Genomic DNA, 13,646 nt, shown 5'->3' with positions numbered 1-13,646 from the left:
TTTAACTTGTATAGCCTACTTTACATTAAATTTATACGTATTTTATTTAGCGAGCATACTTTCATCATTTGTAATATAAGCAAAGGTAACGGTTTCTAAAATTGATAAACTTTGAAGATTTTTACTTGTCTATCCAAGCAAAATCATTTATAATCATCTTGTATATACAGGAAGAAAAGTAGTTGAATCTACAAAAAGCACAATAAGCAGGAGGACCCTTTATGAAACTCGTAGCAATCTTAATGGATGGCCACAAAGCAACAATTACTCTACCAGACAACCAAGTCCACACCATTGATAACTTGGCAGAAAATCTAGATGCGTTAAAAACAATTTTAGATGCTGCTGACTTTGAAGGTGGTTATGTGACTGGTTGTGACGAATACTTAGTCCCTACTAACTTTGGAATCATGCCTGTCGCTCAATGGATTAGTGAAACTTACAATGTACCTTTTGTCTTTAGCGATGCAGAAAACTTTGAAGCAAAAGCAAAAGACAATCTTTTCCAACTTGCCTACTATGGATTCACACCAGGTAAAGATGAATACTCCATCGAATCATTATTAACAGTGGGTAATGGTTTTATGGGCTTACGTGGTACAACCCCTGAGATGGAAATTTCTGATGACACTTACCCAGCTACTTATTTAGCCAGTCTATATGATGCAGCTACTTCAAAGGTTAGCGGTCATGATGTGGTCAATGAAGATTTCGTAAATGCGCCAAATGCACAAAAAATGTATCTTATCATTGACGGACAAAAGGTAGCAATCACCAAAGAAAACGTTACTTATTTCAAACGTCAACTAAACTTAAAAACTGGATTATTTACAGCTAAAGCCATTTTATCTGTCGGTGACAAACAAATCGCATGCACAACTGAAAAAATTGCGAGCATGGAAAATGTCCATGAATACTATGTACGTTTTAGCTTTACGCCATTAAACTTTAGCGGTGAAGTCACTTTTGTTAGCGAAATCGATGGTAGCGTCTATAACTATAACGTAGCAAGATACCGTAGCTTAAACCGCGAACACTTAGATGTCGTCAATACACAAGCAAAAGCAAACAATGCTGTCTTAGTGGCTAAAACCAAACAATCACAAATCACCATTACACAAGCAGCACAATTAACCAGTGAAGAAGATTTAACAAACTTAGTCAATGAAACAACGGAACAAAAAGTCTTCCAAAAACTAGTGATTGCCGCTAACGAAGGACAAACTTATACCTTCACTAAAGCCGTGGCTGTCTATCAAAATCGTCCAGAAGAAGCAATCACAACTATTGATTTAGACGTATTAAGCTTTGATACTTTTGAAGAAGCTTACGAAAAATCTGCTCAAGCTTGGCAAAAACTATGGGACAAAGCCGCAATTACCATTCATGGCGATTATATGTCTCAACGCATGCTTAATCTTCATACTTTCCATATCTTGGCTTCAGCTAGTCCAAATGGAAATAAGGGATTAGATGCTTCTGTGACTGCTCGCGGGTTACACGGTGAAGCATATCGTGGTCATATTTTCTGGGATGAATTATTCATTTTACCATTTTATATCGTCCACTTTCCTGAAACAGCACGCGAACTATTAATGTATCGTTATCGTCGTCTTGCTGCTGCGAAAAAAGATGCCCAAAAAGAAGGTTATCAAGGTGCGATGTTCCCTTGGCAAGCAGGGCTATATGGCGATGAACAATCACAATTTTTACACTTGAACCCAATCAGCGGCGAATGGAAAGAAGACCACAGCCGTCGCCAACGTCATGTATCATTGGCCATCGCTTATAACGTATGGCAATATTTCAACAATACGCAAGACTTAGACTTTATGGAAAAATATGGTCTAGAATTAATGTTAGAAATCGTCCACTTCTGGGAAAGTATCTCTGTTTGGGATGAAAGCTTAAATCGTTACTCCATTGAAGGTGTGATGGGACCAGATGAATTCCACGAATCTTATCCAAATGCTGAAAAAGGCGGCTTGAAGAACAACGCTTACACTAATATGATGGTTGTTTGGTTATTCGAACAAATCGCTAGCCTTCAAAAACAATTACCAGCTGAAATTTTTGCAAATGTTCAAGCAAAAACAGGGGTAAACGATGAATTAATTGCACATATGGGAGAAATCCGTCATCAACTAGCTCTTGAAATTGATCAAAACGGTATCATCGCTCAATACCAAGATTACTTCAAACTAGAAGAAATTGATTGGGATCATTACCGTGAAAAATACGGCAACATTTACCGTATGGACCGCATCTTAAACGCTGAAGGCAAATCCGCTGATAGCTATAAAGTTGCAAAACAAGCGGATAGTTTGATGATTTACTATAACTTCTCTAAAGAAACGGTTGATAACATTCTGAAAGATTTGAACTACCAAGTGCCTGAAGATTATGTGAAACGTAACTTAGACTACTACTTAGCACGTACTTCACACGGTTCTACTCTATCACGTATCGTTCATGCGCAATTAGGTGCAATGATTGGTGAAAATGACCTTGCTTGGAAACTTTACCAAGAAGCGCTAAATTCTGATTACCGCGATATCCAAGGAGGAACCACTGCTGAGGGAATCCACGCTGGGGTAATGGCTGCGACTTTATTCATCCCATTGACAACTTTTGCTGGTATGGATATCCGTCTAAGCGAATTACACTTCAATCCAAACTTACCAGCACAATGGGATGATATCGCCTTTAACATCACTATCCGCGGTATCGACTATCAAGTATTGGTAACAAAGAAAGAAATTACACTGACTGCCAATAAAGACAGTCAATGCTATGTAGGTTCTCAACTAGTGAAATTACCTAAAGGCCAAGCTGTTACTGTGAACTACTAACCATTTACTCAGGTAGGTTGCTACTTACCTGAGTCTACTTTAATAAATATAGAAAACGAGGGATAAATCATGAAAGGTTTTGTATTTGATTTAGATGGCGTCATTACCGATACTGCCAAATACCACTACGAAGCATGGAAGGCACTTGCTGATAAATTAGGCATTGAAATCGACTTAAAATTCAATGAACAATTAAAAGGAATTAGCCGCATGGATTCACTTGAACGTATCCTAGCTCACGGCAACCAACAAGATAAATATACACAAGAACAAAAAGAAGCTTTAGCCGCTGAAAAGAATGAAGCGTATGTCCAATTATTACAAAACTTAACCCCAGCGGACCTATTACCTGGTGTCAAAGCATTTTTATTAGAAGCGAAAGAAAAAAATATGCCATGTGCGATTGCCTCAGCTTCTAAAAATGCTCCATTCATCTTAGAAAAATTAGGAGTCATTGATTTATTTGACGCGATTGTCGATCCTGCTACTTTAACTAAAGGCAAACCAGATCCAGAAATCTTCGTCAAAGCCGCAGAAAGCATCGGCATCAAACCAGAAGAAGCCATTGGATTTGAAGATGCACAAGCTGGCATCGCGGGTATTAAAGCTTGTGGTATGTATGCAATCGGCATTCTAGCTGGCGAACCATTAGACCAAGCAGACCGCACCGTGCATACTTTAGATGAATTAAACATGGATGAATTAATCGCGTTATAATACGAACAAAAGAGAACTGTTCCATTGCGAGCAGTTCTTTTTTTGTTTAAATCAGCTATTTTAGGTCTTATACTTAGGAGTACGCTCGAATTTATTTGATAATTTTTGTTGATTTTTAGCAAATAGAATGAATTGCTTGGTGCAGATGTAGACCAAGCAAAACGAAAAAAATAAGGTATATGTCAATTATGATTTATGACGCGTCTTAGGATAATGAACGTTCATCGGCACGCAAAAAAAGAGGCCTTTCCTATCATTTTAGGAAAAACCTCTTTTTTATTTATTCAAATTTTAATACCAACCATGTGTTAACCAGAATTGTTGCGCATTTTCCCATGAACCATAACGATTTGCGACATAGTTATCCGCCACACGCTCTTGGTTTTCAGGTGAATAATCGCCATTTAAGTAACTAGAATCTAATTGATAACGACCATAGTAGCGACCATTTTGCGCTGTATAGCTACCACCTGATTCTTTTTGGGCAATCCATTCTTTGGCACTTGAACTCGTACCTGTATAAGTAGTCGTGCTTTGTGCTTGCGTATTTGTAGTATTTGTTGATGCAGCAGGTGCAGTTGTTTGACTTGTGGTATTAGTTGTCACATTTGCAGCCTCTACTTCACCTAGCAAGATTTCATTTACCTTATCTTGCACTTTTTGTGGATCATAATCTTGTGCTTTTAAGTACTCCACACGCGCTTGACCAGTTGGAATCTTTGTCTTGCCATCTTCTTCAAAACCATTGATGACTAATAAAGCTTTTTTCGTAATGGCTTCATCGGATGTCGTATCTTTCTTTTCATCCGCATTTGCATTGAATGGTGTACTAAAGAATAGCAAGCCTGCTAAAACTGTTGTAAGTGAAATTAATTTTAAGTTTTTTTGAATCATCTCATCTGTCCTTTCACAATATCCTCTGATTTCGCTATTCAACTCATTTGCCGAATAAGCTTTGATTCACGAATACTATGATAGTACAAATTTTGATTTCATAGGTTAAGTAAATATGTTGTCCTCGCTAAGTTTTCATGATAAGCATTACTTGAAATTATCTTTGGTTACATCTATTTAAAGGATTTTACAAATTGTAACAATCTGTGTCTAAAAAAACACTTATTAGCTGAACGAAAACTCATTTAACTTAATAGATGCTCTGCAACAAAAAACCTTCCTACCGCTATGAGTAAGAAGGCATGCACGTCTATCTACTGACCCTTAAATTTGAAAAAAGACGTCTTACTGTTTGTGACTCACTCAACCAAGAAACAAGCAAGCAAGATAATATTTTGTCAATGATACCATCTGAAAAGGCTCCAGTATAAGCTGAGAAGTAGCGACTAAGACCACCTACTCGCATGGTAAAAACCAAGGCATCGGTTAATGTTCTCGTCGTACCATTAAATCCATCGTACAATACTAAACGCACGGCAGCACTGACGAAAGATCCAAAAAAGGCAATGAAAATCCCCGTTAATATCGCTTGTTTATAACCAAAACCTCTTCTGGATGCAAGGTGTGCAACCAAAGCAATGGTCAAACTAACCAAGCCAAAAGGTAAGGCTAGCGGTCTATGAATCACAGCTAAGACAACATTCGTCCCAAGCCCTGTTAACAAACCATAACGCAATGGAAAATTCACCGCAACAAAAATCGTGCCAATCGCATCTAAAAAAAGCAATGGCACATGCGTATAAGTCACCACTGAGCCTAAAACGACATTTACGCCAATGGCCAACGCACAAAAAACCAGCACTTGTAATTGACTCTTTTCCTTATTCACTTTTTATTTCCTCACATAAAATTTTAGATAAGCTCTCCCCAAAACGAATTTACCTGTCATTATTTTAGCACAACTATGTTATATTGGAAATATATTTGCTTTAAATTTGAACAATTTGCAGGCATTGTCTTATCAATATTTTCAGGAATAATTAAACCATTGAATGCGAATACAAATTTCGTACACGAACGTTATATAATATTTGTTTTTATAGCATTTTTCCATACAAAAACACCAATCCAAAAAGTTCAGATTGGTGCAAGTAACAAGCTAAAATAACGCCGGCAACATCATCAAGAAAATGGCAAGCATGAGACCAAACCAAATATATTTACCTAGGCGATGATAAGGATTAATTGTAAAGCCAATACCGATTGCTTTCGGTACAAAAAGAGGCGCGTCCTTATCAAAAATCCCTTGATAGTAGTATCTGGCTAACTTATAGGCCATCACTAAAATCACTTCGGTAAGTAACATCAAAGTGACCGTTACCATTTTTCCTAACCAAATGGGTGCATCAGCTGGTAGGATGGGTAATAATACCGCAATACCAATAAGCACGACTAATAGTCCCATCATCCAATACATGTAGGTTTTGACCTTCGCATCTTTCACATTTTGTTTCATCTTTTGTTCTGCCATCTTCATCCCTTCATTTCTTTCAAAACAGAACAGCAATTACCTATTTTTGAGTCTTAGTTCGACGCGCAAAGTCCACAAAACGGAACTTGTCTAAACGGTGAATCGATTCGGTATACTCAAAACAACGCATATCATACAGATAAACCAAACTCCGAACCGCGACCACATGGCGATCATCTAGTGTTAAATTTAATAAATCGCGAATTTCTTTGGAGGCTGTATCTACTGTAATTTCCTTTTGCGCATAGGAAATCTCCAAGCCTAAATCTTCTTCAAAATAACGATAAATTGATTCAGCCACACGCTCTTTAGGTAGGCTTGGAATAATCGAAGCATCTAGATAATCAATATCAATAATGGAAGGGTCGCCATTGATTAAGCGGCGACGAACCAATTTCCACACCTCAGCAGCAACGGGCCAACCTGTCTTTTCACTTAAATCAGGAGAAACCGCAATTTTTTTAATTGAAATGACCTCGGTTTGACTCTCCATATTGAATTTATCTTGTAGTTCTTTAAAGCTCGTCAAGCCTGAAATTGGAAAATCAAAGCGGTGTAAGTCTAAAACAATCGAGCCTTTTCCTTGCTTTTTCTGGATATAGCCCGCATTACGCAAGAGACTCAATGCCTTTCGTACCGTTTCCCGAGAGACATGATATTTTTCCATCATTTGACTTTCGCTAGGCAATAAAGTATTTGCTGGATAAACGCCATTTAAAATTTTTTGTTCTAAATCGGCAAAAATCTCTTTAAATTTATTCATTCTAATCCCTCAAAATTAATCTTTTTAAAAGTAATTTCTAATACTTATTATAATAAGGTAAATAACTGGTGTAAATAGACAAGTCTTGAAATTAAGTGGCTTTTAGGAAATTTTGTGTTAATGTAAATAAAAAGTTTCCCAACAAATGCTGGCGTACTTGAAGTTTACTTTTGAACAATCTGAAAACCTACTATGGAAGGATGATGAACATGCGGATTCTCGTCTATAAAGATGGCGAACTAGATGGAATCGCCTATAAAGCAACCAACGAATATGTAAAAGCAAAAGAACATTCTTTTTTTGAACGTCTCACTAATATCCCTGTGAACTACCTGATTATCGAAAAGTTCATTCTATTTCGTGAATGCATTACCTCGTTAGACCAAATGAAATACGATGGTCGCGCATGTGGGGATACGTATCGCTTTATTCTTGAACATGATAAATAAACAAAACAGTGTCTAACCAATCCTCATGTAGAAATGGCGGACACTGTTTTTTATATCCCTAATTTTTGTTGTAAAGCCGTTAATAGTTCCGCTAAATGACTAACTTCTTGATACTTAAAAGTTGCATGATTAGCTGGCTTTTGGCGCTGGCGATGATTGAACCAATACACTGGCCAGTTCACCTGATTCGCCCCGACAACATCATTTTCAAACGAATCTCCGACATAGATAGCTCGATCCAACTGATGCACTTTTTGGTAATATTCAAAAATTTCGCGTTGAGGTTTCATTAAATCAACTTCTCCTGAGATTAACCAATACTTTTCAGGAATATACTGATCCAACTGAAGACTATGGAGTTTTTTTCGTTGTAAATCACCTGGTCCATTCGTAATCACCCCTAAAAAGATGCCTTGTTCTTGACACTTTTTAAAAAATGCCGCATAGCCCTCCAGCAGCGTTAAGTGCCCTTGATAATATGCATAAGTATCCTGAAACGCCATCGCCAAATCTTCCGTTACCTCATAACCAAAAGCTTTGGCCGCCTCGATAATACGAATTTTGCGTACCTCATTGATATCAATTTGTCCTAACTGCTGCTTTTCAAACAAAGCATCACTGATTGCCCGGCTTTTTAAATAAAATTGGTTCACCGAAACCGTAGCAGCCATCTGTGGTAGATGCTTTTGATAGGCCTGATTAAACGGCTGCATTGGGTCATATAAAGTATCATCTAAATCAAAAATGATGGCTCGCACCTTCATCCCTCCTCTTAAAAATATTTTAACATTTATTACAGTTAAATGAAAATGCAGCAAATACTTAGCCTCTAACTTGCCTTTAAAAATGACTTGTTATATGGTAGGGATAAATGTAATGAAAAAATAGGAGAAATTTATGATTCGCAAACTAACAAGAGAAGAGATTATTGATACGTATAACCAACACTTAGTCACTGATTTTCCAGAAGATGAAGTCAAGCCTTTAGCGATTATTTTGGATTTTTATGACCACCATCGCTATGAATGCTACGGACTATTTCAAGAAGATAAAATGCTTGCTTATGCCTATTTTGCGGACTTTAAGGCTGAAAATATCGACGCCTACTTGCTAGATTACTATGCTGTCGTTAAAACTGCGCGTAACCAAGGAATTGGCAGTCAATTACTCAATGAACTATTGCCAACTTTAGAAAAGCATCGTTGTATTTTAATTGAAATCGAATCACTCAATACCGCTAATAACCAAGAAGAAGCAACTCTGCGTAAACGTCGACGCGATTTCTATCTACGTAACCAAGTACAGCTTTCCCAAGTAGTGGCCCAAGCTTTTGACGTAGAATACCAAATTATGTACTATGCTAAAGAAGTATTAGAGGATACCTTTATTCATCAACAAGTCCAATTGGTATATCAAGAATTATTCGCATCCTTTACACCACGTCCATTTGAAGTCTATCCATTATAGTCAAAAGTCCTGAATCGCAGTATACACAACGGTTCAGGACTTTTTTAGAGTTCAGTATATTTTTTATTTGAGCCCCGTGCCGTTTCGACGGGATACTTCTGGGCATTTTTAGCTAATTTTTCTTCAATGATTTGCCCCACATCAAACTGCAAATTATCCGCCATCATTAGAGAATAGATTAAGACATCTGCTAGCTCTTCTTTTAAGCGTTCTTGCTTGGTTTGGACAACCTTCGTACTATCTTGCCATTGGAAGAGCTCGAGTAATTCATTCGCCTCCAATGAAATCGAAATCGCTAAGTCTTTTTCATTATGATATTGCCGCCAATCACGCGCATCACGAAACTGATTGACTTTTGCAACTAATTCTTCTATTTCCATCAAATCACCTCGTCTTTTAGTCTACGCACATCGCTTTCAAATAATACAAATTTTGTTATAATGATAAAAAACAGAAAGGAAGTTAGACCATGAAAGCTGTCATAAAAAGTTCTCTCATTCTACCAGCTGTCTTTGTTTGTGGCTTAGGGGTTGCGCTTTTTGTCCGTGCGAATTTAGGCGCAGATCCAGTCACCATGCTCGAAATCGCCTTAGCTCAAATCACAGGTCTAAGTCTAGGACAGACAGCTTTATATTTTGAGGGATTCATCTTCCTACTTTTTTTCTTTCTCAATCGAAAACTGATTCATGTCGGTTCATTTCTTTTTTCTTTTGGTATCGGACCAGCCATTGATTTGTCAGAAAAGTGGATAAACCATTTTTTAGGGACACCACAAGGGTTATTCTGGCAAATCTTTTATCTCATCAGTGGAACGCTATTGATTTGTTGGTCATTGGCTTTTTACATTCCGCTCAATTACGGCTACCAAACTTCCGATATTTTGACTTTATCTGTTAGCGAGTGGTTCCATTTAAGCTATGGATGGTCGCTCACACTCGTTTACGGGACTTTATTTATTCTGGCACTTTTAATAGGTGGACCTTTAGGCATCGGTACTGTCATCGCCACATTTTCCTATGGGCCAATCATTGAATGGATGATGAACACACTCTCTTTCAATGCCGCCACCCTTTATCAAAAGCGAACGAAAAACTAAAACTCGCAGTCTCAGTTATTCTGCAGGCACAAAATTTCCTTGACCTTGCGCATAAAGCACACCATCATGAATCGTGCCATTATCAACGGCGATATCATAAGCCATGTAAGGACTGCCATCGACAAAGCCAATCACATGCCAATACGTCTTGCCATCGCTACCGACTAACACTTGATGCGTATCCTCAATATCAAAATGCATATTGCTAGGTGAAAGTCCCGTCCGATCATAGTAACTTTGCGCCACGGCAATTGCTTCTTGGGCAGTAAATTTTGGCGTAGCACTAGGCGTTGGCGTACTTGGCGTTGCTTGACTATTTTGGTTGGAAGCATTTTGGCCTTGATTGACAGTCGTTGTGCTCGAAGTCGTAGTCGTTTGATTATTAGTAGGCGTATCTACGGTTGACTGAGGTTGTGCTTCTTTGACAACAGCTGGCGTAGTCTCACTCGTTTTCGTCGTCTTTGGCTTTTGATTCTTTTTGACTTTACTAACATGCGTGGATGTCGGCGTTGTTTGCTCTACCTTTTTTTCAGGAGAGGTCATCACAAATAGACCAATTACCGGCACAAGAATAATTAAAGCAATTAGCACACTCACAAATCCGATAAACCGTTTATTTTTCTTCATTGTAACACCACTTCTCTGTCTTTTTTCCTATTATACCAAAAAGAAACAGGCAAGCAAACGTATCCCAAACATTAAATTTGTGAAAACTTTATTCAAACAGTCGTCCGATCTGTACTTCAAACACCAAATATAAATAACCGACACACTTCACAACTCAAAAACTTTAAGCGTAATCATTTATTGATAATATAATAAATAACTACTATATACAACAAACACAAATAACTTATGTCACAAGCGTAACTGTTGTAGTTTATTTATACTCTGTGCTATACTCAAAAACGATTAAACAACAAAATCATACAATTTAGGAGTGAATCAAATGAAAAGTCCAAATCGCACTTTTTATCTAGCTTTTTCTGCTATTTTATTAGCCTTATTAATTATCTGCGCTCAAATCGTCTTGCCATTACCGATGATTCCTTTAACCTTGCAACCCTTAGGCGTGGGTATGATTGGTACCTTATTACCTTTACCTTGGGCCGGGGCAACCATTTTAGCTTACTTAGCCTTAGGAGCACTAGGTTTACCAGTATTCGCTGGGGCTCATGGTGGGATCGCTGCCTTCTTAACGCCAAGTGGTGGCTACCTTCCATCCTTTTTCGTTTACGCTGTACTAGCCGCTCTTTTCTTGCGTAATCGTCAAAAAACTTGGATCAATATCTTTGTAGCCAACGTCTGTGCCGCGATGATTTATTTAGTGCTTGGTTCATTATGGCTATGCTTACCATTCATTGCTGGCATGAGCGTCAAAGCTGCCTTAATTGCCGGGACCTTACCGTTTGCTTTACCAGTTATTGGCGAAATTGCCGTTTATACCACCATTGCTACGGCTTTACACAAAGTCATGGCTAGACGTTTACGATAAACATACAAATGCCGATGAGAAGCAATTCCCATCGGCATTTTTAAAAAGTAGTAAAGAAATAACCGTCTCGCATGAAGCTCGCCTTGCGCTCAAAAGTTCAACAAACCTCTGCTTGAGATTGTTTCTTATGCATTTATTATAACTTATTGCGTGTTTTTTCACAAGCGTTTTCACCTTATCAAGTGGACATACTCGCTAAAAAGACTATCAAATAGAAGTTTTAAAGGCAATAAAAAGATACGCAGCCCTCAAAATCCAGCAACTCCGTATCTTTTATCACAAACTCTTTATACTTCTGATCCATTGGTCGCAATCACACGTTGATACCATGGATAAGAATCTTTCTTAAAGCGTTCAAGTGTACCATTTCCTTCATTATCACGATTAACATAAATAAAACCATAACGTTTCTTCATTTTTCCTGTCGTAAAGGATACACAATCAATGCAGCCCCATGGGGTATAGCCCATCAATTCTACACCGTCAATTTCAATGGCTTTTCCATTTCTTTAATATGACTCGCTAAATACGCAATACGATAATCATCATGAATTGTATTATCTTCATTTTTCACATCAATGGCACCAAAGCCGTTTTCCACAATGAATAATGGTTTTTCATAGCGTTCATAAAAAGCATTCAAAGCATAGCGTAAACCTTCTGGATCAATCGCCCAGCCCCAGTCAGACTCTTTGATATATGGATTTTTCACTGAATAGCTACTTCCGTCGTTAAACACTTGACTTGCATCGCCTTGTTTGGTGCTATCAACCGTATTTGACATATAGTATGAAAAGCTGATATAATCCACTGTTCCTTTTGCTAAATCCGCAACATCTTCATCTGTAATTGGAATTTGGAATCCTTTACGTTCGAAGCTTTCCGTAAAAGTAATCTGCTGGGTCGCTAAATCTACTGACTGTCGATATTGCTTTTTCCGATATTGATCGATAAAACTTGTCTTCACTACACGTAACAACCAAAATTTCATCTGATCAGGGGCATGCGTTTGACAAAGAATCTTATAATAGGCCTCACTAACTAACTGTTCTGCTTTTCTTTCATCTTTCGTTAGTGATAGCGCATACAAATACAAAGAAGGCGAAAACGCAAGATAACTTTCTTCAACTATTTTTCGATCCATCGTCATCGCCCTCCTTTCACTTAAGAGACGTTTGATAGTCAAAAACATTACAAGATTTTATGTATTTATTTTAACAAAATCTCAAAGACGATACTATGGCAGAAAAAGACACCTGCCTAGCTCAGACAGATGCCCCTTTGTTAATTAAAACCATATAATTTATGCACCAAACGATAAAAACCTATCACTATGATGCGGCCAGACTTACCTGGTAAATGCACACCAAAACCAAAGAAGCCACGGCGCAACTTGCGATAAAGCTTCACATCTTGCTTGCGGATATATTGCCATAATTCGCGTTTCTTGGCCAAACTTTCCTGACTGCCTTCTTTAATCAATAACACCGACGAAATCATCGTAATAATCTCAGCATACTTAAACATATAGGCTTGCAAATTCTTATCAGTCGTTGGATGTTGCGCAAAAAAAGCAATCATCCGGCGATTAATATACAGTTGTTGGTCAATACGCTTGATCATCACTTGCTCATTGACAGACTGATCCTCGCGCCCAATATAATAGCGATAAAAATCAACATCTAAATAATACATTTTCTTCACAGCGGGTAGTGGCTCAAAAACATACAAATTATCCACATAAAAAGTATGCTTAGGTAAAACTAAATGCTGCGATAACAATAATTGCCGACGATAAATCACCGAATGCATCAATAAATACTTACCCACTGGAAAACGCTTGGTCGCCTCCCAGCTAAATACTTGATTCGTTGGTAAAAAGGACGTATATTCGATGACTTTCTTACGTTTGGCCCCTTGTTTTTCATAAACGTAATTACTAATCAATAAATCAATCGGCTCAGTGAAACTAGCTAAACAGTCTAAAATCTTTTCATAAGCATCTGGATCCACCCAGTCATCGCTATCCACGACTTTCACATACTCACCTTTCGCATGCTTGATGCCCGTATTGACTGCCTCACCATGCCCACCATTTTCTTGATGAATCGCTCGTACAATCTCTGGGTATTGCGCTTGATAGTCATCCGCAATCTTGCCGGTGTTATCTTTTGACCCATCATTGACGATTAAAATTTCAACCCGACTGCCCCCAATAAGCAAAGATTCCACACAACGCTTTAAATAATCCTGGGAATTATAACTAGGGACGATAATACTCAATACTTTTTTCATTTTCAAATCTTTCCATTAAATTATCTAACTTTTGTTGCTAAACTTATGATAAAGAAAATACCAACGTTTTGCAAGGAAATTCCTTTA

The 13,646-nt window shown here is 37.8% G+C and carries 14 protein-coding genes and 1 pseudogene; 6 read left to right on the top strand and 9 right to left on the bottom strand.

The features are described 5' to 3' along the window. Positions 1-221: 221 nt before the first annotated feature. Entirely contained in the window at positions 222-2,852 is a 2,631-nt protein-coding gene (locus I567_RS02815; RefSeq protein WP_016250730.1) for a glycoside hydrolase family 65 protein, read from the top strand. A gap of 66 nt (positions 2,853-2,918) precedes the next feature. Further along, on the top strand, positions 2,919-3,569 hold the full coding sequence (gene pgmB, locus I567_RS02810; protein WP_026209935.1) for a beta-phosphoglucomutase: 651 nt from the start codon (positions 2,919-2,921) through the stop codon (positions 3,567-3,569). Between the two features lie 291 nt (positions 3,570-3,860). Here pgmB and apf read toward each other — a convergent pair whose 3' ends face one another. From apf to treR, 4 genes are all read right to left on the bottom strand, one after another. Next, complete coding sequence (apf, locus tag I567_RS02805) at positions 3,861-4,463, bottom strand: aggregation-promoting factor (protein ID WP_016250728.1); 603 nt, start codon at positions 4,461-4,463, stop codon at positions 3,861-3,863. A gap of 310 nt (positions 4,464-4,773) precedes the next feature. Next, positions 4,774-5,352: a hypothetical protein gene (locus I567_RS02800; RefSeq protein ID WP_016250727.1), complete on the bottom strand. Its 579-nt coding sequence runs from the start codon at positions 5,350-5,352 to the stop codon at positions 4,774-4,776. A gap of 270 nt (positions 5,353-5,622) precedes the next feature. Continuing rightward, positions 5,623-5,994 (bottom strand): hypothetical protein, encoded by a 372-nt coding sequence (locus tag I567_RS02795; RefSeq protein WP_016250726.1) that lies wholly within the window; start codon positions 5,992-5,994, stop codon positions 5,623-5,625. A gap of 40 nt (positions 5,995-6,034) precedes the next feature. Next, positions 6,035-6,757 carry a trehalose operon repressor gene (gene treR, locus I567_RS02790; protein ID WP_016250725.1) on the bottom strand — a complete coding sequence of 241 codons (723 nt, stop codon included), beginning with the start codon at positions 6,755-6,757 and terminating at the stop codon, positions 6,035-6,037. Between the two features lie 200 nt (positions 6,758-6,957). Between treR and I567_RS02785 the strand changes: the two genes are divergently transcribed. Beyond that, a complete protein-coding gene (locus I567_RS02785) occupies positions 6,958-7,206 on the top strand; it encodes a hypothetical protein (protein WP_231491115.1) in 249 nt (82 codons plus the stop codon). Between the two features lie 50 nt (positions 7,207-7,256). Here the strand turns inward: I567_RS02785 and I567_RS02780 are convergent, their stop codons facing one another. Then, on the bottom strand, positions 7,257-7,970 hold the full coding sequence (locus I567_RS02780; RefSeq protein ID WP_248636713.1) for an HAD family hydrolase: 714 nt from the start codon (positions 7,968-7,970) through the stop codon (positions 7,257-7,259). A 133-nt stretch (positions 7,971-8,103) separates the two neighbouring features. Here I567_RS02780 and I567_RS02775 point away from each other — a divergent pair, with 133 nt between their 5' ends. Then, positions 8,104-8,673: a GNAT family N-acetyltransferase gene (locus I567_RS02775; RefSeq protein WP_016250722.1), complete on the top strand. Its 570-nt coding sequence runs from the start codon at positions 8,104-8,106 to the stop codon at positions 8,671-8,673. A 44-nt stretch (positions 8,674-8,717) separates the two neighbouring features. On the opposite strand, the gene I567_RS02770 is transcribed toward I567_RS02775, so the two are convergent. Continuing rightward, complete coding sequence (locus I567_RS02770; RefSeq protein ID WP_016250721.1) at positions 8,718-9,053, bottom strand: nucleotide pyrophosphohydrolase; 336 nt, start codon at positions 9,051-9,053, stop codon at positions 8,718-8,720. Between the two features lie 89 nt (positions 9,054-9,142). On the opposite strand from I567_RS02770, the gene I567_RS02765 reads away from it, so the two are divergent. Then, positions 9,143-9,769, top strand: coding sequence for a YczE/YyaS/YitT family protein (locus I567_RS02765; RefSeq protein WP_016250720.1), 627 nt, complete (start codon positions 9,143-9,145; stop codon positions 9,767-9,769). Positions 9,770-9,784: 15 nt separating this feature from the next. On the opposite strand, the gene I567_RS02760 is transcribed toward I567_RS02765, so the two are convergent. After that, positions 9,785-10,396, bottom strand: a complete 612-nt coding sequence (locus tag I567_RS02760; protein ID WP_016250719.1) for a hypothetical protein — start codon at positions 10,394-10,396, stop codon at positions 9,785-9,787. Between the two features lie 322 nt (positions 10,397-10,718). Here I567_RS02760 and I567_RS02755 point away from each other — a divergent pair, with 322 nt between their 5' ends. After that, complete coding sequence (locus I567_RS02755) at positions 10,719-11,264, top strand: biotin transporter BioY (protein WP_016250718.1); 546 nt, start codon at positions 10,719-10,721, stop codon at positions 11,262-11,264. A gap of 287 nt (positions 11,265-11,551) precedes the next feature. Here I567_RS02755 and I567_RS02750 read toward each other — a convergent pair. Together I567_RS02750 and I567_RS02745 are read right to left on the bottom strand one after the other, a co-directional pair. Beyond that, positions 11,552-12,255 (bottom strand): annotated as a pseudogene (locus tag I567_RS02750) (family 1 glycosylhydrolase). 293 nt (positions 12,256-12,548) lie between these two features. Further along, positions 12,549-13,559, bottom strand: coding sequence for a glycosyltransferase family 2 protein (locus I567_RS02745; RefSeq protein WP_016250715.1), 1,011 nt, complete (start codon positions 13,557-13,559; stop codon positions 12,549-12,551). Positions 13,560-13,646: the final 87 nt, after the last annotated feature.

This window comes from Enterococcus cecorum DSM 20682 = ATCC 43198, from assembly GCF_000407565.1.
Lineage (GTDB): Bacteria > Bacillota > Bacilli > Lactobacillales > Enterococcaceae > Enterococcus_E > Enterococcus_E cecorum.
This window is presented reverse-complemented; position numbering and strand designations above follow the sequence as displayed.

Excerpts from the sequence above, each read along its gene's own strand:
- I567_RS02780 (WP_248636713.1), bottom strand. The coding sequence starts at position 7,970 with ATGAAGGTGCGAGCCATCATTTTTGATTTAGATGATACTTTATATGAC.
- I567_RS02745 (WP_016250715.1), bottom strand. The coding sequence starts at position 13,559 with ATGAAAAAAGTATTGAGTATTATCGTCCCTAGTTATAATTCCCAGGAT.
- treR (WP_016250725.1), bottom strand. The coding sequence starts at position 6,757 with ATGAATAAATTTAAAGAGATTTTTGCCGATTTAGAACAAAAAATTTTA.
- I567_RS02775 (WP_016250722.1), top strand. The coding sequence starts at position 8,104 with ATGATTCGCAAACTAACAAGAGAAGAGATTATTGATACGTATAACCAA.
- I567_RS02815 (WP_016250730.1), top strand. The coding sequence starts at position 222 with ATGAAACTCGTAGCAATCTTAATGGATGGCCACAAAGCAACAATTACT.
- I567_RS02770 (WP_016250721.1), bottom strand. The coding sequence starts at position 9,053 with ATGGAAATAGAAGAATTAGTTGCAAAAGTCAATCAGTTTCGTGATGCG.
- I567_RS02785 (WP_231491115.1), top strand. The coding sequence starts at position 6,958 with ATGATGAACATGCGGATTCTCGTCTATAAAGATGGCGAACTAGATGGA.
- I567_RS02755 (WP_016250718.1), top strand. The coding sequence starts at position 10,719 with ATGAAAAGTCCAAATCGCACTTTTTATCTAGCTTTTTCTGCTATTTTA.
- I567_RS02760 (WP_016250719.1), bottom strand. The coding sequence starts at position 10,396 with ATGAAGAAAAATAAACGGTTTATCGGATTTGTGAGTGTGCTAATTGCT.
- I567_RS02795 (WP_016250726.1), bottom strand. The coding sequence starts at position 5,994 with ATGGCAGAACAAAAGATGAAACAAAATGTGAAAGATGCGAAGGTCAAA.
- I567_RS02765 (WP_016250720.1), top strand. The coding sequence starts at position 9,143 with ATGAAAGCTGTCATAAAAAGTTCTCTCATTCTACCAGCTGTCTTTGTT.
- apf (WP_016250728.1), bottom strand. The coding sequence starts at position 4,463 with ATGATTCAAAAAAACTTAAAATTAATTTCACTTACAACAGTTTTAGCA.